Annotated in this window: 16 protein-coding genes; 9 read left to right on the forward strand and 7 right to left on the reverse strand. The window is 62.4% G+C overall.

The window, feature by feature from the left end; genetic code table 11:
• Positions 1–3 precede the first annotated feature (3 nt).
• Both AB4P90_RS16770 and AB4P90_RS16775 read left to right on the forward strand, forming a co-directional pair.
• The gene (locus AB4P90_RS16770) at positions 4–4,683 is read left to right on the forward strand and encodes a neuraminidase-like domain-containing protein (protein ID WP_333958670.1); all 4,680 of its coding nucleotides are present in this window, start codon (positions 4–6) and stop codon (positions 4,681–4,683) included.
• A complete protein-coding gene (locus tag AB4P90_RS16775; RefSeq protein ID WP_395605163.1) occupies positions 4,680–9,110 on the forward strand; it encodes a SpvB/TcaC N-terminal domain-containing protein in 4,431 nt (1,476 codons plus the stop codon). The genes AB4P90_RS16770 and AB4P90_RS16775 overlap by 4 nt, the downstream gene beginning before the upstream one ends.
• A gap of 54 nt (positions 9,111–9,164) precedes the next feature.
• Here AB4P90_RS16775 and AB4P90_RS16780 read toward each other — a convergent pair whose 3' ends face one another.
• From AB4P90_RS16780 to AB4P90_RS16790, 3 genes are all read right to left on the reverse strand, one after another.
• The gene (locus tag AB4P90_RS16780) at positions 9,165–12,059 is read right to left on the reverse strand and encodes an RHS repeat-associated core domain-containing protein (RefSeq protein WP_395605164.1); all 2,895 of its coding nucleotides are present in this window, start codon (positions 12,057–12,059) and stop codon (positions 9,165–9,167) included.
• Between the two features lie 129 nt (positions 12,060–12,188).
• Positions 12,189–12,734: a putative natural product biosynthesis protein gene (locus tag AB4P90_RS16785; protein ID WP_014718802.1), complete on the reverse strand. Its 546-nt coding sequence runs from the start codon at positions 12,732–12,734 to the stop codon at positions 12,189–12,191.
• A gap of 62 nt (positions 12,735–12,796) precedes the next feature.
• On the reverse strand, positions 12,797–13,180 hold the full coding sequence (locus tag AB4P90_RS16790) for a DUF2946 domain-containing protein (protein WP_003191740.1): 384 nt from the start codon (positions 13,178–13,180) through the stop codon (positions 12,797–12,799).
• Between the two features lie 182 nt (positions 13,181–13,362).
• Here AB4P90_RS16790 and AB4P90_RS16795 point away from each other — a divergent pair, with 182 nt between their 5' ends.
• Both AB4P90_RS16795 and AB4P90_RS16800 read left to right on the forward strand, forming a co-directional pair.
• Entirely contained in the window at positions 13,363–13,971 is a 609-nt protein-coding gene (locus AB4P90_RS16795; protein WP_003191741.1) for an SCO family protein, read from the forward strand.
• Entirely contained in the window at positions 13,971–14,453 is a 483-nt protein-coding gene (locus AB4P90_RS16800; RefSeq protein ID WP_014718803.1) for a copper chaperone PCu(A)C, read from the forward strand. The genes AB4P90_RS16795 and AB4P90_RS16800 overlap by 1 nt, the downstream gene beginning before the upstream one ends.
• A gap of 255 nt (positions 14,454–14,708) precedes the next feature.
• On the opposite strand, the gene AB4P90_RS16805 is transcribed toward AB4P90_RS16800, so the two are convergent.
• On the reverse strand, positions 14,709–15,617 hold the full coding sequence (locus AB4P90_RS16805) for a LysR substrate-binding domain-containing protein (protein ID WP_395605165.1): 909 nt from the start codon (positions 15,615–15,617) through the stop codon (positions 14,709–14,711).
• Positions 15,618–15,822: 205 nt separating this feature from the next.
• Between AB4P90_RS16805 and AB4P90_RS16810 the strand changes: the two genes are divergently transcribed.
• Positions 15,823–16,221, forward strand: coding sequence for a helix-turn-helix domain-containing protein (locus tag AB4P90_RS16810; RefSeq protein WP_014718805.1), 399 nt, complete (start codon positions 15,823–15,825; stop codon positions 16,219–16,221).
• Between the two features lie 58 nt (positions 16,222–16,279).
• The gene (locus AB4P90_RS16815) at positions 16,280–19,042 is read left to right on the forward strand and encodes a winged helix-turn-helix domain-containing protein (protein WP_019816843.1); all 2,763 of its coding nucleotides are present in this window, start codon (positions 16,280–16,282) and stop codon (positions 19,040–19,042) included.
• On the opposite strand, the gene AB4P90_RS16820 is transcribed toward AB4P90_RS16815, so the two are convergent.
• Both AB4P90_RS16820 and AB4P90_RS16825 read right to left on the reverse strand, forming a co-directional pair.
• On the reverse strand, positions 18,989–20,491 hold the full coding sequence (locus AB4P90_RS16820; RefSeq protein WP_236466447.1) for a winged helix-turn-helix domain-containing protein: 1,503 nt from the start codon (positions 20,489–20,491) through the stop codon (positions 18,989–18,991). The two genes, AB4P90_RS16815 and AB4P90_RS16820, sit on opposite strands and share 54 nt — an antisense overlap.
• A 95-nt stretch (positions 20,492–20,586) precedes the next feature.
• Positions 20,587–21,537, reverse strand: a complete 951-nt coding sequence (locus tag AB4P90_RS16825; protein ID WP_395605166.1) for a GlxA family transcriptional regulator — start codon at positions 21,535–21,537, stop codon at positions 20,587–20,589.
• 181 nt (positions 21,538–21,718) lie between these two features.
• Between AB4P90_RS16825 and AB4P90_RS16830 the strand changes: the two genes are divergently transcribed.
• Together AB4P90_RS16830 and AB4P90_RS16835 are read left to right on the forward strand one after the other, a co-directional pair.
• Positions 21,719–22,441, forward strand: a complete 723-nt coding sequence (locus tag AB4P90_RS16830) for a pirin family protein (RefSeq protein ID WP_014718809.1) — start codon at positions 21,719–21,721, stop codon at positions 22,439–22,441.
• A gap of 145 nt (positions 22,442–22,586) precedes the next feature.
• The gene (locus AB4P90_RS16835) at positions 22,587–23,012 is read left to right on the forward strand and encodes a hypothetical protein (protein WP_168224286.1); all 426 of its coding nucleotides are present in this window, start codon (positions 22,587–22,589) and stop codon (positions 23,010–23,012) included.
• A gap of 140 nt (positions 23,013–23,152) precedes the next feature.
• Here AB4P90_RS16835 and AB4P90_RS16840 read toward each other — a convergent pair whose 3' ends face one another.
• Positions 23,153–24,124: a GlxA family transcriptional regulator gene (locus AB4P90_RS16840; RefSeq protein WP_032901732.1), complete on the reverse strand. Its 972-nt coding sequence runs from the start codon at positions 24,122–24,124 to the stop codon at positions 23,153–23,155.
• 109 nt (positions 24,125–24,233) lie between these two features.
• Here AB4P90_RS16840 and AB4P90_RS16845 point away from each other — a divergent pair, with 109 nt between their 5' ends.
• Complete coding sequence (locus AB4P90_RS16845; RefSeq protein ID WP_014718812.1) at positions 24,234–24,776, forward strand: thioesterase family protein; 543 nt, start codon at positions 24,234–24,236, stop codon at positions 24,774–24,776.
• The last annotated feature ends 108 nt before the right edge of the window (positions 24,777–24,884 follow it).

The raw sequence follows: 24,884 nt of genomic DNA on the forward strand, positions 1-24,884 counted from the left end.
ACCATGTCTGACACCCTCACCCACCACCTCAACGAACACCTGCGCGACGCGATGCTGGGGTTCTACCTCAACAGCGTGCTGCCTGAAGACACGGCAGTGGCCGATACCGTCAAGACCGTCGACGATGTCTATACCTATTGGCTGCTCGACCCCCAGGTCCGCCATACGGTGCCCACCACCCGTGTCGCCAGCGCCATTGCCAGCCTGCAGCAGTACATCACTGGCATTTACCTGGGCCTGGAGCCCGGCTACGACGAACAGGGCATGAGCGCTGTCGAGCAGATCGAGTGGCGAGACCAGTTGCTGTCCTATTCACTGTGGCGTGCCCACCAGCAACTTCAGCACTACCCGGCCACCTACCTGAGCCCTACATTGCGCCATGGCAAAAGCGACAACTTCAGGCAACTGGAGAACCAGCTCAACCAATTTCGCATCGAGCCTGCGCCGCTGCAGACAGCCGTCCACAGTTACCTCAGCCGCTTCGAAGCACTTGCCAACATCAAGACCCTCAATGGTTATATCGATGGTGATAAAGACAGCTTTGCCAGCAGCACTTATTACTTCACCGGCAAGTCCAGTCCGGAAAACACCTATTACTGGCGCACGCTGAAAATGGCCTCGGGCGACGCGACCACTCCGCCAGCCTGGTCCTCCTGGCAAAAGATCCCGCTGTCGATTGACGATAACGTCCCCGAACAGACGATTCGCCCGGTGGTGTTCAACGGGCGCCTCTTCGTGGTGTGGGCCCAATGCATCAACCCGACGTCGTCGTCGAGGGACATCACCCGGATCGGGCGCGGTGATGTTGAATCGGAGAAGGAATACCAGCAACGGCTGGAAACCCGGATAAAGACCACCTATCTACAGTTGCGCTTGTACTTTTCCTATAAAAAACTGGATGACAGTTGGAGCGTGCCGCAGGCCTGCATTCAGGAATACAGCCTGGCACAGGGCCTGGATGACTTGAGCTCGGAAGACCTGATGAGCGCCACTGCGTCCATCGCCGTACTCGATTCAAAAAGCCAACCGCCGTCACTGTTCCTGGGCCTGAGCGCACAGCCGAACCATCAAACGGCTTCCCCGCACAACGGCGTGCATCGGCATTTCTTTCAAGCCGTACGGCTGGATCAGCACTTCAACGTCCATTGGCTTGAAACCCAGGGCAGCACTCGGCGGATGTTCTACTGGCATAAAGAGGCTGAACTGGCCGGGCGCTACCTGGCCCTGTTCGGGCACCACAACAGGGCCAGATTTCAATTCAGGGCGCCCGACACGGTCCAGGTCAAAGTCCACTCCCTGACCAACGACGCGCCCCATGGCACCACCCATGGCTGGAACTACGAAGACAATCAACAGCATATCCGCAGTCTTTCGGCTGAGAGCGATATTCGGTTCAACCGAACAACGTCAGTACTGGAGGTCACCACCCGCCTGGCGAAACGCTTCGAACCGCACCGCACTGTCAGGTTCAGCAAGGCAGACGCACTGGTCAATTTGACCATCACCCTCAGCAGCAGCGGTCCTGCCCAGAACGAGACGCTGGCGTTAGGCCCCACCGCCGAGATTTTCCTGGAGGGCGCCAAGCTGGCAACCTTCTCCAACGTGCGCATCGACTTGACCCTCAAGTGCAATGAGACCGGCGTCAGCTATGCCCAACTTATAAAAAATGCTGCGAATCAGCCGACGACCTTTACCCTGCCGCAAATTGAAAAAGATGAAGAAAACCCGAAAAGCACGACATTCAATCTGCGCGACCAACGCATTAGCCAAGAAGCCTTCGACTATTTTTTCAATACGCCAGACGCCACCTATACCGTCACCCTGTCGTTCTACAACAATCAGGCGCAGACCAGCAGCCATGCCTACGACTTAGTACTGGACAAGGTCCAGGTCCAGCAGAAACAACGCCTGTACAAACCCGTGTTGATGTATCCCAAACAAGGACACAGCGCTTTACCGGAAAGCCCTCACCGCAATAACACGGTACTCGTCGGCCTGGCAGACGCTTCTCGGCGCACCCTGCGCGACACGTTCACTGAACTCTCCGAAACGCACACGCTTGAGGCGCAGATCGAACTCTCCCCCACGACCTTGCACCCCTACGACGAGGACTCCACTGACACGACGGCTTCCACATTGACGCTGATTCACGGCGTGTTGCTGCTGGAAAGCGATGTGCATTACCCCGACCCCATCATCCTGGGCTACGCGCTGAAAACCGCGACCTTCACCCTGCCGCCCGATAACAGCACCCCCATCATTCCACTGGCTCCGTTTATCCGGCGACTCGCAACCCCGCCCTATGGCGCGGCAGAATTCATTGACTTCGACGGGTCCACGATCGAGTCGATCGATAAGCCTGAAAACAAACGAGCGCCCATACGCACCAACACCTGCGTGGCCGGGCTGCTGGCAAAAACCGCGGGCGCAGGTTTGCATGAGCTGTTTGCCTTGGCCCCGGATGCCTGGCGCGAGCCGCCATTGCCAGGCGAGGAAAAGCCCAGCCCACTGGACTTCCACGGCCCCCATGGCACCTATTACTGGGAGTTGTTTCTTTACCTGCCCTGGCTGTTGGCACAACGCCTGAACCAGGAGCAGCAATACGCCGAGGCCGAAACGTGGATACGCTACGTGTTCGATCCCGTCCACCCATCTGACGTTTGGCGCCTGCCCGCGCTGCTTGCCAGTGCGCCACAACGCCACAACGCCTCTGCCCTGCCCCACCCATTGGCGACAAGCAGCGCGGTACATTTTCGTCAGGCGCTGTACCTGTTGTACGTCGACATCCTGCTCAATCGCGGGGATGCGGCGTACCGGCAAATGACCCGTGACGGCCTGGCCGACGCCAAGTTGTGGTACATCCGCGCCAAGGGCTTGCTCGGGCCAAGACCGCCGCTCAACCCGGTCGATCCCTGGGCAGCCACGACCCTGGACAAACTGCAAAACCCTTCCACGCTCGACAGCACGACAGTACCTGCGGGCACCTCGCGGCTGTGTCGATCCCTGAGCCCTGATCTGCTGCTGCGCTGGGACAAAATCGAATCTCGCCTGCACAACCTGCGCCATCACCTGGACCTGACCGGCAAACCCTTGAGCCTGCCGCTGTACGCCGCTACCCTGACGCCTCAAACGCTGCTTGCCGCGTACCAGCAAGGTTCGGTCGGTGCCAGCCTGCGCCCGTCGCTGCGCACCGCCCAGGCCGCGCACTACCGCTTCCAGGTATTGCTGGGACACGCCTTGCAAGCGGTCGACAACCTGATCCAGTTGGGGGCGACCTTACTGTCGTTGTTCGAACGCAAAGAGCAGGCCCAGTACCTGGAAACCCAGCAGCAGCAAGCCTGGGACTTGGCGAGGCTGGCCGTCGAGCAACAGGCCCAGGCCGTACAGTTCGATGCGAGGAACCAGCAAGCGCTGCTGGCAGGACGCCGCATGGTCGAAGCGCGGGTGACGTTCTTCGAACAGCAGCTCAAGCGAGGCATCAGCCCGGCCGAGGCCCAGGCCACCCAGGAGTACCAGGACAGTGCGCGCTGGGACACCGCCGCCGCCGTGGCACAAGCCGGCGCGGGGCTGGCGATGCTGATACCGAATATTTTTGGCACCTCCAACGGCGGCGTGCGCTACGAGGGCGCTTTTCACGCCCTGCACGCGACGGCCCAAGGCATTGCCAATGACAAGCGCGCCAACGCTGCCCACCTGGACCGCACCGACCTGTTTGCCCGACGCGCCGCCGAGTGGGCCCATTCGTTGGAACAGGCACGCCTTGAGCTGGCCCAGGTCGACGCCCAGCTGCAGGCTTACACCGAACAGCAAGCCCATACCCGCTTGCAACTGGGCCTGGCCCAGACCAGCCTGGCCCAAGCACGAAGCCTGTACGACCAGCTCGGCAAACGCTTTACCAACGCCCAACTGTATCAATGGCTCAATGGCCAACTTTCCACTTTCTACTACCAAGCCTATGACTCGAGCCTGTCGCTGTGCCTGGCGGCCGAGGCCTGTTGGCAGGAAGAACGGGCTCAGTGGGACAAGCACTTCATTCAAACCCAGCATTGGACCCATCAATATCGCGGCTTCAGCGCCGGCGAAGCGCTCAAGCAAAATCTACTGAGCATGAGTAACGCCTACGTCACCCACAACGAACGTTTGCTGGAAATCACTAAAACCGTGTCGTTGCGCCATCTGCACAGCCAAGACCCTGTGGCCACGCGCGACATGCCCTGGGCCGCGCTTAAAGCCGACCTGCTAAAAACCGGCGCCTTGACCTTTGAACTGACCCTCAAGCTATTTGACGACGACTACCCAGGCCATTACCTGCGGCGTATCAAGCACGTCAGTGTGTCCCTGCCCGCCACGCTGGGCCCCTATGAAGACATCAAGGCCATCCTGACCCAAACCGCCAATACCACGTACCTCACCCCCGCGGCCAGACACACCGACGCTGCGGTAAAAAAAGACCTGCGCGCCAAACAGCAAATCGCCCTGTCCAGCGGGCTCAACGACAGCGGCCTGTTTACCTTGAACTTCGACAGCGACGAGCGTTACCTGCCGTTCGAATACACAGGAGCGATCTCCACCTGGCAACTGACCTTTCCCAACCATGCCCGGCAAAACGCCCTGCTCGAATCCCTCACCGATATCATCGTGCACCTGCGCTACACCGCTAAAAACACCGGAGGTCAACGATGAGCGTGCGGCCGCCCGAACTCTTGGAACCGAAGCTTCCTGCGCTGCCCAAGGGCGGTGGCGCCATCCAGGGCCCCGGCGCGCAATGGGGTGCCGTGGGCACACGGGGTGAGGCGTGCCTGGAGGTGCCCTTGCCCATTTCGCCGGGCCGTGGCTTCACGCCGGCCCTGAGCCTGGGTTATCGCAGCGCCCTAGGCAACGGGCCCTTCGGCCTCGGCTGGGCGATGTCGGCAGGCGCCATCACCCGTGATACCCGCAAAGGCGTACCGGCCTACGGTGATGACGACCGTTTCATCAGCCCCCAAGGCATCGACATGATCCCTGAGCGTGATGCCGACGGCGCAATTCAGGCCACCACCTGGGACCACTATAACGGCCTGGCCCTGGATGAACCCCACCGAGTGGTGCGCTATTTTCCGGTGATAGAAGCGCGCTTCGACCGTATCGAGCATTGGTCTTGTGACAGCGACAAGGCCGGGTTCTGGCTGGTTCAGGGGGCCGACGGCTGCGTGCACCTGTTCGGCAAGACTCTGATCGCGCGCTGTGCAGACCCAAACGACGGCCTACGTGTTGCCCAATGGCTGTTGCAGGAAAGCCTCAACCCTTTGGGTGAGCAGATCTATTACCACTACAAACCAGACGACCAGCCGCCAAGCGCCGCCAGGGACTATCGCGCCCAGCGTTATCTGGCGCGGGTGTGCTACGGCAACCTCAAGCCCCTTGAGCATCTGGCGCTGTGGCGTGCGGACACCCTCGCTGACAAGCAATGGCACTTCGAACTGCTGCTGGATTATGGCGAACGCCACACCGGCCTGAGCCAAGTGCCGACCTATGCCGAACAACATGCCTGGCCGATCCGCAACGACCCGATCAGCAGCTATGCCTATGGCTTTGAGCTCGGCACCCTGCGGCGGTGTCAGCAAGTGCTGATGTTTCATTACTTCCCCGACGAGCCGAGCCTGGGCGTCGAGCCGGTGCTGACGCGGCGTCTATTGCTGGAGTACACCCATCGCCACGCCATCGGCAGTTGCCTGAACGCTGTGCACAACCAGGCCTTTGACGCCCAAGGGGACGCCAGTGCCTGGCCGCCTCTGGAGCTGGCCTACAGCGCCTTCGTGCCGACGCTGGACGCCGCGCGCTACCAAGCGTTCGACGCCATGGCGGGCATCAACGACGGGCAGCATTATCAACTGGTCGACCTGTACCGCGACGGTTTGCCGGGCATCCTGCACCGCACCGATAAAAGCTGGTACTACCGCGAGCCGCTCAGGGCCCCCGGCCGGGCCAGCAGCAATGCGCTGATCTATGGTCCATGGCAGGCCCTGCCACGCATCCCCCTCGCCGATACCGCCCAAGCCACGCGCCAGGCACTGGCGGATCTTGACGGCGATGGGCATCTGGAATGGGTGGTGGCGCAACCAGGGCTGAGCGGTTTTTTCAGCCTCGACTCGCAGCGGCAATGGTCGGGTTTCGTGCCTTTTGCGGCGATGCCCCAGGAGTTTTTCCATCCCCACGGGCAACTGGCCGACCTGATGGGCAGCGGAAGGCTGGACCTGGTTCTGATCGGCAGCCGCAGCGTGCGCCTGTACGCTCAGCGCCAGGACGGCGGGTTTGATCCTGGCCAGCAGGTGCGCCATGCGCCCGACGATGAGGGACTGCCAACCCTCAGCCATTCGCCGGCCGAATTGATCGCCTTTTGCGACCCCCTGGGCAGCGGCCAACAACACCTGGTGCGCATCCGCCATAACGAAATCAAGTGCTGGCCCAACCTCGGCCGTGGACGCTTCGGCAAAGGGTTTGTCTTCGCCACGCTGGCGTTCGACCACGCCAGCTTCGATGCCGAGCATATTCGCCTCGCCGACCTGGACGGCTCAGGCGCGGTGGACCTGATTTACCTGGCGCCTGAACACATACAGATCTATATGAACCGCGCCGGCAGCGGGCTGGCATCGGAGCCACTGACACTGCGTTGGCCCGAGGGCGTGCGCCATGACGCGACATGCCAGGTCAGCTTTGCCGACCTTCAAGGCCTGGGCTGTTCCAGCCTGATCCTGAGCGTGCCGCACATGACACCCCAGCACTGGCGGTATGACTTCGTCAGTCTCAAACCGTATTTGTTAACCGCCACGCTCAACAACCGGGGGGCCACCACCCAACTGAGCTACCGCAGCAGCGCCCAGGAATGGCTCGACGAAAAACAGCACGGGCAAACCCTGGGAGTGCCTCGAGGCAGTAGCCTTGCGTTCCCGGTACAGGTGGTCAAGCGGCAACAGCAAAAGGATCTGGTCAGCCGTAACCGCTCCACCCAGTATTTTCGTTACCGGCAAGCCTGCTACGACCGTGAGGAACGCCAGTTCATCGGCTTTGGCCTGGTGTTGCACACCGAACAACCTCCTACGGCCGATGCGCCGCCTGGGGTGTTGACCAAACGCTGGTTCCACACCTTTGAGCCCTCGCAGGAGGCTTTTTACCCGGGCGACCCGCAGGCGCCCGCGCTGGGGCCAACCCTGCTGGGCCAGTTGGAGGCCGGGCGCACAGGAGATACGCTGATCGCTACGCCCGGCGCAACCACCCGCCGCGCGATGCAGCGTGCATTGGCGGGTAGCCTGCTGCGTGAAGAGGTATATGCAGCCGCCGACTCGCCACCACAAGCAGTGCCGTATTCGGTGCAGCAACAGCGCTATTTCATACGCCAACTAAGCCCGTCGGCCAAGGCCGGCGAACCGGCGGTGCTGCTGCCACTGTTGCTGGAGTCGCTGACCTGTCGCTACGAGCGCCAACCGGGCGACCCATGCTGTCGGCATATCCTCAATCTGCGCTGGGACTGCTACGCCGGCAATCTGCACAGCGTGGTGGTCGACTACGCTCGTCGCAAGACAGCCAGCGACGCCCCACCGCCGGGGCCGGCCCACGAGCAGCAGTGGTGGCGTGACGCGCATGATTCGGCGCAGCAGGCGTATTACCTCAACGAAACCCGCGCCCGCTTCATTCACCTTGACGCCGCGCAGCGCTGGCGCTTGCACTTGCCCTACCAGCAACGATGCAACGTGCTGGTCCTGAGCAAAGAGGCGTTAGCAATTGAAAAAATAAGCTATGAACACTTCATTGCGCAGGGCCCGTCCGATCCACTGGGAACAGCGGCCGAACGCAGGCTGGGGGGGCTGTCGGTGCAGCACTACTGCGTGGCGGAGCACACCGCCCCCTTGCCGGCCGGCACCGCAAGTTTTCAGGCGCTGCCCGCCTATATCGAGACAGCCGAACTCGATCAGCAAGCGCTGGAGGTGTATGAGGGCCGCCCTGTCGCTGCCACGCTGAGTGCACAGCACTATCGGGCCATGGCCGCGTTCCTGTCACCGGCCCCCGGGCAGGACGAGGCCATCACCCTGTGGTCGCTCGGCCAGGGGTACACCCGTTACGGCCAGGCTGAAATGTTCTATCGGCCTCGTCGGCATCAGGCGAGCCTGAGCCATGGGTTCACGCAGTCCGAGTACGACCGCTATGGGCTGTACATCATCAAGGTGCAATTGGCGGACGGCTGCACGACCCAGGCGCAGTACGACTACCGTCTTGGCCTGCCGGTGACGGTGACTGACGCACAGCGTACGCAACGCTACGCGCACTACGACGCCCACGGGCAGCTGCTGGCGACCGGCCTCAAGGGAGAGGAGCAAGGAAAGCCCGTCGGCCATGACGCCCAAACGCCCTTCATCCGCACGCCCGATACGGGCCCGGCGCAGGCCCTGGCTGATCCGAAAGCGGCGTTGTTCAACGCTCAAAGCGCGTGTTTCTACGACGTGTTCAGTTGGATGGGGCACATTCCACCCGCCAGCATCCAGGCGCAATGGGTAAGCAACGGTTACCTGCTGCCCAGCGGGCACATTCGTGCCTCGGCGTTGGCACGCCTGAACAGCCTGAGCGCTGCGCGCCCCCATCATCAAACCCTCAAGCGCCTGATTCAGGCGGCCAGGCAAGTGCCGGTGCACGTCGTGGTACTGCACGCCGACCGTTGGCAAGGCACGTCGCCAACCCCGCAGATTCAGGTCGCTCTCGCCTTCAGCGACGGCTTTGGCCGCGTGCGGCAAACCCAGGAAAAGGCGCAACCAGGCCCGGCCTTTGCAGTCGATGACGCCGGTATGTTGAGCGCGGGTGCCGAGCCAATCGACGCCACTCGCCGTTGGCGGATCAGCGGCCGTGTGGAGTATGACAATCAAGGTTGCCTGGCGCGCACCTGGCGACCTTACTTTGCCGACCGTGCTGGCTATATCGACGATGCGGCCTTCAACACCTTGCGCCCCAGCGAGCAACATTTTCATGACGCGTTGGGACGCCCGGTGCGCGTGGTCAATGCCAACGGCGACACACGGCGCCAGACCTACTGCGCCTGGTACAGCATCGCTGAGGACGAAAACGACTCGCACGCGCCGGACTGACAACAGAGCCGGGCCGTTACACGGCCCGTGCTCTTTGGGCTGACGTTAAGCGTATTAACGGCGGTGAGGGTTCATCACCCTGACCGCCCGATAATTGAGCCCGCTGATGTGCTGAATCATCACTCGATAGGCGCCACGACCGCGCTGCCCGCGATAGCCCGGCAAGTCAAAACTACGGACATTCTGCCCGCCCGCCATAGCATGCCCGGTATGAAAGTCCAGGGTGCGCGCTTCCAGGCGGTTGATCACATTCCTGATAATCCCTCCCCCTACGCCACGCAGCTCATTGAGAACAGGCTCAACGTCAATCACGAGTCGCTCAGGTTCCAGCCCGGAGGAAGGTCCTGAGCTTACCGGTGGCGCGGCGGGCTCTTCAGAAGCGGAGCCTCGGCGACCCACGCTCGTGACCCTGGTTTGCGGTTGTACTTCGGTGTGGGTCAGCCCAGCCGCAGGAAGCGGGCCGGCGCCCACCTTGCGTGCCGGGGCACGAAGTTCTATCCCGACAAACCCCAACCTCGCAAGCGTAAAACTAGGGTTACGCTCCGTTTGTGAGGCTATTTCAGCCTGCTCCCGGTGCTCGGTGGGCCCAATGTAACCATAGAGCCCGCCCCGTGCTGCCGGCGTCAGTCCGTAGGACAGGCGCTTAGTGTCTGCGGTGGCCAGTCGGTGTTCCAGAAAAAAGTCCGCCAACTCGCTGACTTCATGTTCGGTAGCGCCATGCCGATGGCCCAGCTCTTGCGCACCGGCCAATGCGGACTGCGCATAAAACGCTCTGCGCCGAACGTCAGTAGTGCTGAGCCGTTGATGCGCGTAAAAGGCGACACCCACCACTCCTGAAATCAGCCCAAAGTAAGCCAGCTCAACCCTGTATCCAACCTCTATACCAATCCCATGCCCGATCAACAACACCAGGAGCAGAACCGTCACCACCTCCAGCATCGAGCGGCGCTGCAAACCGTCTTCGTCTACATAACCCATGGGGTTGTTCCCCACCATCGTATACAGGTTCAACCCATCCACATCCCCCGCCGGGTCAGCGCTGATCCACCGCAACAACCACGGCGCGTAGTACCTGAAGCCGTAGTAATACAACCCGCTGGCGTCGCGCTCCTTGCCCGAATAACGTCGGGTTTTATAGTTCGCTTCCAAGGCGCTTTTTGCCGCCCACCAGGCGGTTGCGCCGAAAGGGTAATAACTTTCCTGGCTCAACAGGCCGGCTGCCTCGTCCAGCTCCAGGGTGCCGCTGCCCAAATGGTCGTCGAGACTGAAGCGCAGTTGCTCGTCCTGCATCTCCTCGGGGCGCTGCTGCTCCCACTGCAGCGCTCTGACCGAATGGCGCCCGCCCGGCGCGAGCATCACGTTCAACCACTCGCCATCCGGCCCGTGGCGATGCAGCTCCAGCCCTGGCAGATAAAGCACTTCATGGGTGTGAGCCTGCGTCTTGCCATGAGCCACGCGACGCTTGATGACTCGCTGGCCGGCGCCGTCGTACAGATACACCTCATCGTCATGTTCGCCATTGTCACGCAGCACCTGCGCGACGCGAACCAACTGGTTGCGCCCATTCCAGGTCAATGCCTGACCAGGCGCCAGAGCCTGGAGATTGCCACGTTGGTCAAAGCCGTTACCCAGGCCCGGCGCCTTTGCGCCCTCGCGGGCAATCACGCTGTGATTACTGTGTTCGCCCACCTGCATCCGTTGGGTATAACCGCTGCCGGTGCTGGGCACATGGCGCATCTGCGTCAGATTACCGGCCGAGTCGTAGGCATAGTGGCGGGTGTAGCTGCCCCAGAGACTGTCGTCTGTGGCGCCGAACGTGATTCGGCCCGGCAGTGCGGATGCGCCAGTATTGCGCGCGTTTTCACGGCCAGTGGCCTTGATCAATCGCGACAGGCTGTCGTATTCGAATGTGCTTACTGCCTCCACCTGCACGTTGCTGGCCCAGCGGGTCGGCTGCGCCGCATCGCGGATGCGCAACACATTGCCGACCCGGTCGTAGCTATAGAAGAGGTCTTGCAGGCGCTTGCCTGCCGAATCCTTGAGGTGGGCGCTCAAGCGTGTCAAACGTCCATCGGTGTCCGAATACTCGGCAACGCTGACCACGCCATTACCCAGGCGTTCGCTCAACACCTGGCCCGAGGCGTTGACGCTGCGTTGATCCACCAGGGTCTTGCGCGCTCCGCTTTTGAACAGGATCTCGCTTTTCGTCAATTGGCCGTCGACACCGTATTGAGATTGCTGGCGATTGCCGCGCGCGTCGACCTGCTCCAGACGTTGCCCCAGCGCATCGTGCTGCCAAGTGGTGGTGAAGGTCTGGGCTTGCAACTGTGCATCCCGCTCACTCATGGGCAGCGGCCAGTCGGGCGCGGTGTGCGACGTGCAAAGGCGCCGGGTTTGCTCGGTGATGTTGCCTTGCACGTCGTAGCGCTCAACGAGCAAAGTGCCTGCCGGGTCATCGTGACGAATCATGCGCCCACAACGATTGCGCGCCGCCTCCGTAGACGTCATGCCCGCGTAGGTCATGCGCTCGACACAGCGTTCAACCGCCACCTCCTCCGTGCGCTCGAATACCGCCACGGGGCGCAGCAACGGGTCGTATTCGAACCGCTGGCGCGTGCCTCGACTGTCCCACTGTTGCACGACCTGGCCGCCACTGCCGAGCAAGCGCGTCTGACGGCCCGCATCCACGCTGTCGGTGCTCAGCACTTGCCCGCCCAAACTATAACGATGAGACAGATTGGGCGGCACGTCGGGGTCGGCAGCGTGCAACTCAAACAACCTGGGGTCCCACTGTTGCTGCAACAGGCCGCGAGCGTCGAACACCTGCCGCGTGACCTGCGCGCTGGGTGATTGCTGCGCGGTATTGCGAGGGTACGCCACGCTGCGCACGGTCAACCCTCGCGGGTCGACCACCGTCAGCGTGGGCGTGTTGTGATGCAAAGAAGACATAACCTGATGACCTGAAAACCAAAGAAGCCTAGAGCCTAGTCATCAAGTCGGTGCCAGCCTGCGGGCCCCGCACGCTGCGCCGTGTGCGGCGCTTCCGAGGGTGTCGTGAGGCTTACCGGACGCGGCGCTTCATGGCACCGGCAGCCAACCGCTGAAAGCGCCTTGGGCATCCAACGGGCACCAGGCAAAATCCCAGGCGGGCGGCGGCAATGCCGGTCGCGGCGCGGCTATCGAAGGGTGATGCTTCCAGTCGAACAGCGTGCAATCGCGCCAGCTCAGAACAATGCCTGCCGACGGGCTGTCGTCCGTCAGCACCCAGCGCGCAGCAGCGGCGGCCATGAAGGCTTCGATCGGTTCCTCATCAATCTGTGTGCGGTACGCCGAACTCAGCAACCAGCGGCATACGTTCAGATGGTACGTCCAGTCCAGCGGCGGCTGGTTGCGATAGGCCCAGGTCATGAAGGCGCGAAACAGGTTCAAGCCCTCCGGTGGGTCGAGCTTGAGCAACGCCGGACAGATGTCGAACAAGGTATGCCAGTGAGGCAGCAGGCGTGCATCCAGGTGCACGAAGCAGCGCGAATTACTCGGGTAATCAGGCAGCGCCGGTTGCGCACGCAGGCGCCGCGACGCCTTACTGACCAGGCGGCTGGCGCCGGCAGGCAATTGAGGGTTCATAGAGTGTTCTCACAATCGTGACGAGAGAATGCCTCCTGGTCACAGGAAGCCCAAGGCACACGTCAGGATGCGGGAGAAGCGCGGGGGTTGGCCGAGGGCCAGGAATAGCGCGGCGGCGCCTTGTTGCGCCGCTCATGGGCGACACGTGGGGTTTGCGTAAGACCGAGCAGCCAGGCCAGGCCGATCAGGAACACCAGGGCGACGGTAACCGCGTTGCACACCGGGCAGGCAAAGTAGTTCGAGATGTTGCTGGAAGACGGGTTTGCCAACCCTTTGTCGGAAATGGGCGACTGCCCGCCGTCCACAGAACAGAACAGCCCGCCGATGCCGTTGAGCTGCTGCCCCATCATCTGGCCATGCCCCAAACCGCAGGCGAACAGGTTCATCAGCACGCAGAAGTACAGGGCCCAGGCGATCAGTGAGCGGTCAGAGTGGCGCAATTTCATGGCGGCGACTCTACCACCGAAGCCATAAAAGGACGAAATGCGCCGCGCCCCCTGTGGCAGAACGTCGCAGATTACGCGCACCGGCCAGGGTTGCTAGACTCTGCACCCTTCTCGTTACTCCTTTTCAAAGCCTGGCGGAGCAGCTCCACGGCCCTACAGGCGTTTCACAGGATGCACAGTTGATGAGTACGTTATTCACCCGCCGCAAAGTGCTGACCGGCATGGGCCTATTGGGCCTGGGCAGCCTGCTGGGCGGCTGTGACTACAGCCCCAAGCTGAACTTCAAGTACGGCAAGGACCTCAGTGACAAGATCATGGGCCGTACCTTCAAGCTCAAGAACACCGACGGCGAAACCGTCACCCTGAGCTCGTACCGCGGCCTGATGCCGGTGGTGTTCTTCGGCTTCACCCAGTGCCCGGCCGTCTGCCCGACCGCCCTGGCCCGCGCCGCCCAAGCCAAGAAACTGATGGGCCGCGATGGCAAGATCATGCAGGTGGTGTTTATCACCCTGGACCCCGAGCGCGACACCCCCGAGATTCTCAACAATTACGTCAAGGCCTTCGACCCCAGCTTCGAAGCGCTCTACGGCACCCCGGAAGAAATCGCCGTGGCCGCCAAGGAGTTCGGGATCTTTTATGAAAAGATCCCCGCCGGCGACACCTATACCCTCTCCCACACCGCCACCAGTTTCGTGTTCGACACCCGTGGCAACCTGCGCCTTGGCTTGCAGGCATCCCTTACCGCTCAAGAGTGCGCAGAAGACCTGCTCACCGTCATGGAGGTCTGCTAATGACTGCCGTTCAACACCTCAAGCGTCTCACCCTCGGCCTCACCCTGCTGGGCCTCGCCGCCCACGCCAGCGCCCAAGTCCAAGTAACCGACGCCTGGGTACGCGCTTCCGTACCCGGCCAGCCTTCCAGCGGCGCCTTCATGACCCTCACCGCCGACAGCGACAGCAAACTGCTGAGCGTCGCCTCGCCGGTCGCCAAAGACGTACAGATTCATGAGATGAGCATGAAGGACGACGTGATGCGCATGGGCCCAGTGGACTCGGTGGCCCTGCCTGCCGGCAAAACCGTCAAGCTCGACCCGAACGGCTACCACGTGATGCTGATGGGCCTGACCGGCCAGATCAAGGAAGGCGACCAGGTACCGCTGACCCTGACGGTGCAAGATGCCAAGGGGGAAAAGCAGGCTGTCGAAGTGAAAGCGACAGCCCGTGGGTTGGATGGCATGGACCATAGCAAAATGGACCATAGCAAGATGCATTGAGTAGGCGATTAAACCTACGGCCTTTTCTCCCGCGTAAGCGAGCTGCTTTTGAGCTTGATCTCAGGCGCCCCGTTAAACCACGCTGGCCGAACGCAGGCGGGGTGCCGAGTGGTGGGGGCATGTACTCGGTATAACTGTGTCGACCACCAGGCCGCCTTCGCGGGCAAGCCCGCTCCCACAAGGACTTCGTCTGGCGCTGATTCTGCGGGCAGTACATAGCCCTGTGAGGTGTCAGGTGGAGAGGAGTCAGCTCCATCACACGTCCCGCGCCATATGCTCCGCAATCCTGCCCCTCAACCAACGCTCCGCCGGGTCGTTGTCATGCACCCCGCTCCACACCATCGACAGCTCCGCCGCATCAATCGCAAACGGCGGGTCCTCGGCGCGCAGGCGTGTGCCTTCGGTCAATGCGCACGCGGCGTAATCGGGCACGGTCGCGATAATCTGCGTCCCCGCCAGCAACGCCCGCAACCCACTGAACTGCGGCACCGCCAGCACCACCCGACGCGAGCGGCCGATGCGGGCCAGGTCCAGGTCGATATTGCCGCTCAGGTCGCCAGAGAACGACACCATCGCATGGGGCCTTGCGCAGTAATCATCCAGGGTCAGCGGCGCCTCGCCGTCATCCCCGCGCAGGACCTTGCAGGGGATATCGCGCAGCTTCTTGCGCTTGGCATTGGCCGGCAGGTCGGTGGTGTAGCTGACCCCCACGGAAATTTCTCCGCTGGCCAGCAGCGAAGGCATCAACAGGTAATTGGCCCGGCGCACCACCACAATGACGCCCGGCGCTTCTTCGCGCAGGCGGCTGAGTAACGACGGAAACAGCCCGAACTCCGCATCATCGGACAAACCGATGCGAAACACCGCGCAGCTGGTGGAGGGGTCGAAATCCTTGGCACGGCTGACGGCGCCCGAGATGGTGTCCATGGCCGGTTGCAGCTCCTTGAGTATCGCCAGTGCACGCGCCGTGGGTTCCATGGCACGGCCGTTGCGCAGCAGCAACGGGTCATCGAACAAATCGCGCAAGCGGCCCAATGCAGCGCTCACTGCCGGTTGGCCGATAAACAGTTTTTCGGCGACCCGGGTCAGGTTTTTCTCGAACATCAAGGCTTCGAAAATCACCAGCAGGTTCATATCGACGCGGCGCAGATCGTTGCGGTTCATGGGTGCTATCCAAACGTTTTCCAGAGGGCCAGGGAAGCATGCACTGCACGCCTGGGATTGCATAGCTGTGCTGTCTTTTCCAGCACCGCACCTGGCGAAATTAACAACGATTAACTCGTCAGCCAGGCACTCGGGCAACAAGATAAAGCGCGTCTACACTGCACCCATCCACCGGGAACGTTCCCATCGACTGCGGATATTTGTCATGGCCCGACTCGAGCAATATGCCCCCCGGTTATCTCCCACCGGCGGCCTGTGCCCCCGGCGTGAGCGTATCGCCAAGCAACTGATCCTCGCCAACCTCGGCGAAAGCCTGGCGATTGCCGACCTGGCCCAGGCCTGCGCCTTGTCGCGCAGCCATTTTTCCCGCGCCTTCAAGTGCACCACCGGGCTGTCGCCCCAGGAATGGATTCGCCAGCAACGCATCCAGCGCGCCAAGGAATTGATTACCGGCTCGTCCCTGAGCCTCACGCAGATCAGCCTGGAATGTGGCTTTTGCGACCAGGCGCACTTTTGCCATATGTTCACCCGCAGCGAAGGCGTCAACCCCATGACCTGGCGAAACCACCACTCGCGTAGCAAACCTGATGTGATCGCTGCCTAGTGGTCTGCACGTACCTGGAATATGCTGGCCGCTTCCTTCCTCCAGAACCTGGGCAGCCATGAATGACTTGAGCGACCAGGCCGTGCATTTCGGCCCCTACCGCATCCACCCGCGCCAGCGCCTGGTGCTTGAGGCCGGCCGGCCGCTGCGCCTGGGGCGGCGGGCGGTGGACATTCTGCTGATCCTGCTGGAACACGCCGGCAATGTGGTGAGCAAACAGGAGTTGATCGCGCGGGTCTGGCCCAAAAGCGTGGTGGAAGACGGCAACCTGCGGGTGCACATGGCGGCGTTGCGCAAGGCACTGGGGGACGGCCAGGCCGGGCAGCGTTATATCGTCACGGTCGCCCAGCGCGGCTACAGTTTTGTTGCGCCACTGAGCATCGAACCCATGACGCTGCCCACCGACGGCGCGCCCCAACGCCCCAGCCATAACCTGCCCTTGCGCCGCACACGCATGATCGGCCGCCAAGCGCTGATCGACGCCCTGGTACAACAACTGCCGCAGCAACGCTTCATCACGCTGACCGGCGCCGGTGGCATCGGCAAGACCACCGTCGCCCTGCGCGTCGCGGAATTGCTGATTGGGCATTACCGCGACGGTATTCACCTGCTGGACCTGGCGCCGCTCAGTGCCGCGTCCATGATCCTGCCCAACCTGGCCGCCCTGCTCGGCCTGACGCCGGGCGAGAATGCGTCCCTGGCCAGCCTCGCCCGCAGCCTGCAGGCACGCCAGATGCTGCTGGTGATCGACAACTGCGAGCACCTGCTCGACGACATTGCCCTCATCAGTGAAACCCTGTTGCGCCATGCACCGCACCTGCACATCCTCACCACCAGCCGCGAAGCCCTGCGCGCCGAAGGTGAGCATGTGCAGCGCCTTGAACCGCTGGCCTGCCCGCCCGCCACCGGCAACCGCGCCCAGGCCCTGGGTTACCCGGCCATGCAATTGCTGATCGAGCGCGCCATGTCCCACCAGGAAAGCTTTGCCCTCAGCGACGCTGAACTGCCCCTGGCGATTGATATCTGCCAGCGCCTGGACGGCATTCCCCTGGCGATAGAACTGGTGGCCGCGCAAATCGAACGGTTTGGCTTGCCGGGCCTGCTGGTGCAGATGGAAGACAACTTTCGCCTGCTGACCCGTGGGCGACGCAGTGCCCTGCCTCGCCAGCAGACCCTGCGCGCCACGCTCGATTGGAGCTTTGACCTGCTCACCGCGTGCGAACAAATCTGCCTGCGCCGCCTGGCGGTCTTTCGTGGCGGCTTCAGCCTGGCCAGCGCAGCGGCGGTAATCGCCGGAGAGCAGGTGGCCCCCGCCGAAGTGCTGGGCTCGATTACGCAACTGGTGGCCAAGTCGTTGTTGAATGTGGAGGCCAGCGATGACGAGATGGTCTATCGCCTGCTGGACATCACCCGCACCTATGCCCTGGAAAAGCTCAGCCAGGCCTGCGAGCTGCATGCCACGCGAGAGCGCCACGCCGCCCGCTGCCTGGCACTGATGGAACAGGCCCAGGGCGATTGGGATTTGATCGCCACACAGCCGTGGATCGACCGTTACGCACCGCTGCGCGAAGACGTGCGTGCCGCCCTCGACTGGGGCTTTGCCGAGGGCGGTGCGCAGTTGCTGGCTATCCGCCTGACGGTCAGCGCGATGCCGCTGTGGCAAGAGTTGTCGTTGCTGCGTGAGCACGGCGGCTATGTGGACCAGGCGCTGGCGCTGATCGGCCAGGTCAGCGCGCCCTGCACGCAATTGACCCTGCAACTGCAATTGGCGCTGGGCAGCCTGTCCTATCACGCCATGGGCGCTGCGCCTCGGACCATCGCGGCGTTTGAGGGGGCTGCGCGCCTGGCCGAGATGCACCAGGACCGTGCAGGCCAGTTGCGCGCGGTCTCCGGGCTGATGGCGGTGAACCTGTGCGCCGGGCGCTATGGCCCTGCGCAGGAGCTGAGCCTGCAGTTCGATCGCCTGGACCCACGCACCGAGCCGTTGCTGGACCTGAGCGCCCAGCGGCTGCGTGCGCTGGGCCAGCATTACACCGGGAACCAGGCTCTTGCCAGGCACCACGCCGAGCAGGTGCTGCAGCGTATGTCCCAAAGTGGTCACGTGAACCGCTTTGCCCTCGGGGTTGGCGTGCAATACGACCAGAGCGTCGCCTCCTTGACCGTGCTGGCGCGAATCCTGTGGTTACAGGGTTTTCCCGAGCGCGCCTGGCGCACCGCCAGCCAGGCGCTGGAGCTTGCGCTACAGATCAACCACGGCACCTCGATCTGCTACACCCTGGCCCTGGCTGGAGTGGTGATCGCCCGCTACAACGGCGCCGAAGACGACGCCCAAGCCCTGCAAAGGCTGCTGCTGGAGCAGTCGCACAAGCATTCTGTGCAGTTGTTCCAGACCTGGGCCGGGCATTACGCCGGTATTCTTGGCCAACCGGATTGGCAGGGCCTGGGCCTGATCCAAGACACCTTGATCACCTTCGGCACCCATGCTGTGGATGTGCCAACCCTGGAACGCGCGCGCAGTGGCGCTGCGGGCTGGTGCGCCCCGGAGATTCTGCGGGTGTACGCCTTGCAGCTAGAGGATGAGCACGCCGCGCAAACCCTGCTGCTGGAGGCGCTGGGCCTGGCGCACCAGCAAGGCGCTCTGGCCTGGGAGCTACGCTGCGGCGCATCCCTGGCGCTACTGTGGCAACAGCAAGGGCGCATTCAGCTCGCCAGGGACTTGCTCAGTTCAATCCATGCACGCTTCAGCGAAGGCTTCGCCACCCGGGATCTACTGCGCGTGCGCTGCCTGCTCGACGAGTTGCAGGACAAGCGGCCGGCCTGAGAACGCGCCCAGGCAAGGCGCATAGCCTTGTTGCAAACGCTCGACCTGGCGCGGGTCCCGCAGTTGCCCCAAGGCGTAGCTGCGCACGCAGTTGAGCAGGCGATAGCGCGGCGGGCCCAGGCCGGGCTCGACATTCAGCAGCGAGACGTTGACCAGGCGCGCCAGCAGGTAAGACAGGTCGGCATGTTCGAGCTCGGTACCGGCCACCAGGTCACTCAGGGTGGGTAAGGTGACTGCCATCTTGAACAGACTCAATTGCAGAAACAGCCAGCACTGCGGCAGGCTCAAGCGCTCGTAGCTCCAATCCAGGGCCGCGGTCAGTGATCGATGGCGCGCCACCGCCGTGCGGCGCCCACGGGCCAGCAGTTGCAAGCCCGTGCGTACTTGCATCTGCACACCGCCGATGCCCAACGCATCCACCTGGGCCGCCGCCAATTCCAGGGCCAACGGCAGGCCATCCAGGCGCCGACACAGGTCGCGCAGCGGCGCCACATCCTGAGGCCGCAAATCAAACCCCTGCTGATTGGCACGCGCGCGCGCCACGAACAGTTGCACCGCAGGACAGGCCATCGCCTGTTCGACATTGGCCGACGGCGCCGGCATCGCCAGCCGAGGCACGCGCACCACCCACTCGCCAGGGGCCAACAAGGCTTCACGACTGGTGATCAGCACGCTGATGCCAGGCGCCATCTCACGCAGCGCACGCAGTAGCTGTCGACACGCGCCCAGCAGCAGGTCGGCGCCATCGAGTATCAGCAGTAACTGACGCGATGCCAGACGCCGGCCCAGTTCGTTGAGGCTGGCGGGCGCCGAATGCAACAGCAAGACCCTGGCCAGGTTATCGAGCAGCTCGCTTGGCGCTTGCACAGCGGCCATATCGACCCACCATACGCCGTCGCGATAACGCGGCAATACCCGCTCGGCCAGGGCCAGGGCCAGCGTGCTCTTGCCAATGCCGGCCACACCGGTGAGGGTCAGCAACCGCTGCGCGGCCAACCGTCGCGCCAGCACGCCCACCAGTTCATCACGCCCCCACACCGGGCTGAGCCGTGCAGCCAGGTTGTGCTGAGGCAGCAGCGTCGGCAGCGCGTCCTGCGCAGGCGCAGCGAAGCAGTAACCGCGCTGGGGGTGATTGAGGATCCAGCGTTGGCCGTCCAGCGCACGACGCAGCGCGGCGATGTGCACGCGCAGGTTGCTGTCCTCGACGACGCTGTTGGGCCACACCCGTTCGATCAAGGTCGCCTTGCTGATGAAGTGCCCGGGCGCTTCAAGCAGTACCGCGAGAATATCCAAGGCTCGCCCGCCCAGCGGCACCGGCCAACCCGCCTTGCTGACCAGGCGCTGCTGCCGATGAAAGGTGTAGGGGCCAAAGCTCACCGCCGTACCATTTTGCATGTCCGTCACAGCGCTGAAACACCCGTGCTTGAGTGCCTGCGCATCCTTTTCCATGGGCTCGACGCTATCTTGCCAGTTGGCGATGACAGGACAATGCTGGCACGGGGAGCAATACGGACAATAGGGTGCCTGAGACGGACAGGGTGTCGTTAACTGAACTGTTGTCGGTATTGGGTAGGGTTCAGCCCGAGCTTTTCGCTGAACAGAAAGCGCATATGCCGCACGCTGCCAAAGCCGGCGTGGAAGGCCACGGTCTTGAGCGGCAGGTCGGTGGTTTCCAGCAGGTGCCGGGCCCGGTCGATACGCGCGCCCTGCAGGAACGCCATGGGCGTCATCTGCACGTCCTTGGCGAACAGCCGCGCAAAGTGGCGCGCGCTCATCCCGGCCAACTCAGCCATGGACTCGATGGTAAAGGGTTGATCCAGATGCGCCAGGACGTGGTTCTGCACACGGGTGATCGGGGTTTCCTGGGGCGCCACGGCGGCAGTCATCGGGCTGAACTGGGCCTGGCCGCCCTGGCGTTTCATCACCACCAGCAGCACCTTGGCTACGTCCACCGCCACTTGCTTGCCATGGTCCTGGGCAACGACCGACAGGGCCAGGTCGATACCCGCAGTGACGCCCCCAGAGGTGATCAGGCGCCCGTCCTGCAAATAGATGCGGTCGGTTTCGACGATGGCGTTGGGAAACGCCTTGATCAACCGCTCGGTGTAGTGCCAATGGGTGGTCACGCGGTGCCCGTCGAGCAAGCCTGCGTGGCCAAGCACAAAAGCGCCGGTGCAGATCGAGCCAAAACGCCGAGCCCGTAGCGCCGCAGCTTTGAGCCACGGCAACAGCGCGGGGTGGCATTCGTTATAGGCGCCGGGGCCGCCCGGCACCAACAGCAAGTCATAAGCCGCCTGGGCCTGTTCCAACAGCAGGTCGGTCTGCACGCTCACGCCATTGGAGGCCTGCAACGGGCCGGGCTCAGTGCCGATGGTCAGGATCTGGTAGTGATCGGCCGCTGGCAGGTAGCGGTTGGCAATCGAAAACACTTCCAGCGGCCCGGCCATGTCGAGCAGCAGGAAGTCCGGGAACAGCGCCATGGCCACGGTTTTCATAAGCGGGAAATGTCCATCGAGAAGGAGTGCGGCGAGCATTATGGCACGACTTTAACTGTCAACCTGAAAGCAACAGTTATTCTATTTTCATCTTCTTAATCAATCATTCGTTAACCATTAACCTTCTTCTCAACGCAAGCGTCCTGCATCTCGCAGCCCGCGCTCACTTGAGGACTGGACCATGCTGACCCTTCGCAAAGCTTCCGAACGCGGCGCCGCCAATCACGGTTGGTTGAAGTCGTTTCATACCTTCTCATTCGCCAACTACTGGAACCCCAAGGAACAGGGTTTTTCCGACCTGCTGGTGATCAATGATGACCGCGTCGCCGCAGGCAAAGGCTTCGGCCAGCACCCGCACCGCGACATGGAGATCTTCTCCTACGTGCTCGAAGGTGCGCTGGAGCACAAAGACACCCTGGGCACCGGCTCGGTGATCCGCCCCGGCGATGTGCAACTGATGAGCGCGGGCAGCGGCGTGGCCCACAGCGAGTTCAACCACAGCCAGCGTCACGGCGTGCACTTCCTGCAAATCTGGATCGTGCCCAACGAAGCCGGCGCCAAACCGCGCTATCAGCAAGAGCATTTCACTGAAGCGCAAAAACGTGGGCGCTTGCAGTTGATCATCTCGCCAGAGGGTGCCAACGGTTCGCTGAAAGTGCGCCAGGACGCACGGGTGTATGCCGGCCTGTTCGACGCTGACGAAAGTGCCCGCCTGGAACTGGCACCGGATCGCTACGCCTACATCCATGTGGCGCGCGGCAGCATTGAGCTTAACGGCCAGCGCTTGCAGGAAGGCGACGGTGTACGCGTACGGGACGAACGCCAGATCCGCTTGAGCCATGGCGAAGACGCCGAAGTGCTGGTGTTTGACCTGCGCCCCAACGAACTGCCGCAAATGCCATGACGGTCGCAGTGATGGTCCCGCCAGCGGGACCATCGTTGGCATCGATAGTCACCATCAGCGCAATGAAGTTCTCTTAAAAAATGCAACGCGTAACATCAAACCCATGCCAAACGGCACCCAACTTAAATACTCGGAGCACACCATCATGAAACGCCAAATCCTGCTTAGCCTCGCTTTCTCGGTACTCGCTGCAAACGCTTTTGCCCACCCGGTTGTCGCTGAAGGCGGCGCGGATCGCCTGATAGAAACCCGTGTTGCCGAAGGTGGCGCGGATCGCCTGCAAGAACGTGGTCTGGCTGAAGGCGGCGCTGATCGCTTGCAGGAACGTGGCCTGGCTGAAGGCGGTGCTGATCGCTTGCAGGAACGTGGCCTGGCTGAAGGCGGTGCTGATCGCTTGCAGGAACGTGGTCTGGCTGAAGGCGGTGCTGATCGCTTGCAAGAACGTGGTCTGGCTGAAGGCGGTGCTGATCGCTTGCAGGAACGTGGTCTGGCTGAAGGCGGTGCTGATCGCTTGCAGGAACGTGGTCTCGCTGAAGGGGGTGCCGAGCGTCTGCTGAGCACCCACGTATAACCCCGCACTGTTGGCGGGACACCCCAAACCGGCCTGATCAGCCGGTTTTTTTTCGTCTTCGATTTGCAAAGTCTCTACATCACACGCTGTCAGGCCGCCATCGCAGGCAAGCCAACGCCCACATTGGGATCGTGGGTGTATCAGGTCGTCTTCACACCCTGGGCGATCAGGAACTTCTTGCGATACGCCGCCGGCAGCATCCCCACCCGCTGCTGAAACAACCGCCTAAACGAATTACTGTCTTCATAACCCACCGCATACGTGATGCTATCGAGCGTCATACGTGTCGACTCAAGCATCTGCTTGGCTCGCTCCAGACGCAGGCTCTGCAGATAACCAATCGGCGTGCACCCCGTGGCATCCTTGAAGCGCCGCTTGAAATTACGCACGCCAAAGCCAAAGCGCTGGGCAACCTCGTCGATCACCAACGACTGCGCAAAGTGCTGCTCCAACCAATGTTGCACACGCAGGATCTGCGCATCACCGTGGCTCTTGGGCAACGACCACATCGCATAGGCCGACTGTTCGGTGCGCCCGGCATCGATCAGCAAGTACTTGCCGCAGGTATGAGCCAGCTCCGGCGAGCCGAAACGGCGGATCAGGTGCAGCATCAAATCCATCGCCGCCGTGGCGCCACCGCACGTGACCAGCCGATTCTCTTCGCAGAGGATCTGCCGCTCATCCAGGCTGACCTGGGCATATCGACGCCGGAAGAACCCGGCAAATGCCCAGTGGGTCGTCGCACGCAAGCCGTGCAATAACCCCGTCTCGGCCAGCATGAACGCCGCCGTGCACATCGAAGCCAACACAGCGCCTTGCCCATGCTGCTCACGCAACCAGGGGCCGTAGGTGGCGAACGTCGGCATGGCTTCTTTGAGGGTAAAGAGAAAACCGGGAATCAGCACCAGGTCGGTATGCGCGATCTGCGCCAGTGAACCCTGCACTTGCAGGCATTGCCCGCCCCACGCCGTCACCGGCAGGCCGTCCAGGGACGCCAGCGTCACCTCGAAGGGCGGGCTGTCGGCGAAGAGATTGGCCGCGCTGAGCATTTCCATGGCCAGGGTGGCACTGGCAGCGGAGCATTGGTCCGCCAGGAGCAAGGTGACGTGCATGTAAAAACTCCAGCTTGCACTTTTCGCATGTAATAAGTCATTTACGCATCTACCTTAGCCGATTCCGGCTCCGTACAGTGCAGCCATTGATCAACTGTCTGGCGTCTTTATGAATCTCTGGTTTCGATTACTGCATATGCTGTTGCGCCGCCCCTGGCGCAAACCGGTCCATGGCCTGGCCACCACAGTGGTGCGCATGCGGGTCTGGCCCCTGGATCTGGACCTGAACCGGCATGTCACCAATGGCCGATATTTCACCCTGGCCGACGTGGCGCGCATGGATTTTGTGCTGCGCACCGGCGCCTTTCGCGTGGCCCTGCGCCACAAGGCCATGCCGATAGTCGGCGATACCTGGGGCAAGTTTCGCCGGGAATTGAAGCTGTTCGAAGCATTCGAAGTGCACACTCGCATTCTCGGCTGGGACCACAAGTGGAACCTGATGGAGCACCGTTTCGTCAGCAATGGGCGAGTGGTCGGCGTGGTGGTGATGCGTGGGTTGTTTCGCTCCGCCAAGGGCACCCTGCCCCCTTCCGAGTTCGTCCGCGAGCTGGGGTTGGACGACACCTCGCCGCCGATGCCGCAATGGCTCAGCGACTGGTCATGCAGTTGCGATGAGATGAGTGCGCAATTACGGGAACAAGAGCGAGCCTGAAGGGTGTCCAGACCACCGAAACGCGACTAACCGCATGTCGCTATTGGTCACACTCCATCCTTTGCCCGAGCGGAACTCTCGCAGCTTTTTCCTTCACCCAACAATGCG

The organism is Pseudomonas sp. B16120 (assembly GCF_044218845.1).
GTDB lineage: Bacteria > Pseudomonadota > Gammaproteobacteria > Pseudomonadales > Pseudomonadaceae > Aquipseudomonas > Aquipseudomonas paracarnis.

What these genes read in the sequence shown, in the direction of transcription:
- AB4P90_RS16770 (WP_333958670.1), top strand. Translation starts at nt 4, where the DNA reads ATGTCTGACACCCTCACCCACCACCTCAACGAACACCTGCGCGACGCG.
- AB4P90_RS16775 (WP_395605163.1), top strand. Translation starts at nt 4,680, where the DNA reads ATGAGCGTGCGGCCGCCCGAACTCTTGGAACCGAAGCTTCCTGCGCTG.
- AB4P90_RS16780 (WP_395605164.1), bottom strand. Translation starts at nt 12,059, where the DNA reads ATGTCTTCTTTGCATCACAACACGCCCACGCTGACGGTGGTCGACCCG.
- AB4P90_RS16785 (WP_014718802.1), bottom strand. Translation starts at nt 12,734, where the DNA reads ATGAACCCTCAATTGCCTGCCGGCGCCAGCCGCCTGGTCAGTAAGGCG.
- AB4P90_RS16790 (WP_003191740.1), bottom strand. Translation starts at nt 13,180, where the DNA reads ATGAAATTGCGCCACTCTGACCGCTCACTGATCGCCTGGGCCCTGTAC.
- AB4P90_RS16795 (WP_003191741.1), top strand. Translation starts at nt 13,363, where the DNA reads ATGAGTACGTTATTCACCCGCCGCAAAGTGCTGACCGGCATGGGCCTA.
- AB4P90_RS16800 (WP_014718803.1), top strand. Translation starts at nt 13,971, where the DNA reads ATGACTGCCGTTCAACACCTCAAGCGTCTCACCCTCGGCCTCACCCTG.
- AB4P90_RS16805 (WP_395605165.1), bottom strand. Translation starts at nt 15,617, where the DNA reads ATGAACCGCAACGATCTGCGCCGCGTCGATATGAACCTGCTGGTGATT.
- AB4P90_RS16810 (WP_014718805.1), top strand. Translation starts at nt 15,823, where the DNA reads ATGGCCCGACTCGAGCAATATGCCCCCCGGTTATCTCCCACCGGCGGC.
- AB4P90_RS16815 (WP_019816843.1), top strand. Translation starts at nt 16,280, where the DNA reads ATGAATGACTTGAGCGACCAGGCCGTGCATTTCGGCCCCTACCGCATC.
- AB4P90_RS16820 (WP_236466447.1), bottom strand. Translation starts at nt 20,491, where the DNA reads ATGGAAAAGGATGCGCAGGCACTCAAGCACGGGTGTTTCAGCGCTGTG.
- AB4P90_RS16825 (WP_395605166.1), bottom strand. Translation starts at nt 21,537, where the DNA reads ATGAAAACCGTGGCCATGGCGCTGTTCCCGGACTTCCTGCTGCTCGAC.
- AB4P90_RS16830 (WP_014718809.1), top strand. Translation starts at nt 21,719, where the DNA reads ATGCTGACCCTTCGCAAAGCTTCCGAACGCGGCGCCGCCAATCACGGT.
- AB4P90_RS16835 (WP_168224286.1), top strand. Translation starts at nt 22,587, where the DNA reads ATGAAACGCCAAATCCTGCTTAGCCTCGCTTTCTCGGTACTCGCTGCA.
- AB4P90_RS16840 (WP_032901732.1), bottom strand. Translation starts at nt 24,124, where the DNA reads ATGCACGTCACCTTGCTCCTGGCGGACCAATGCTCCGCTGCCAGTGCC.
- AB4P90_RS16845 (WP_014718812.1), top strand. Translation starts at nt 24,234, where the DNA reads ATGAATCTCTGGTTTCGATTACTGCATATGCTGTTGCGCCGCCCCTGG.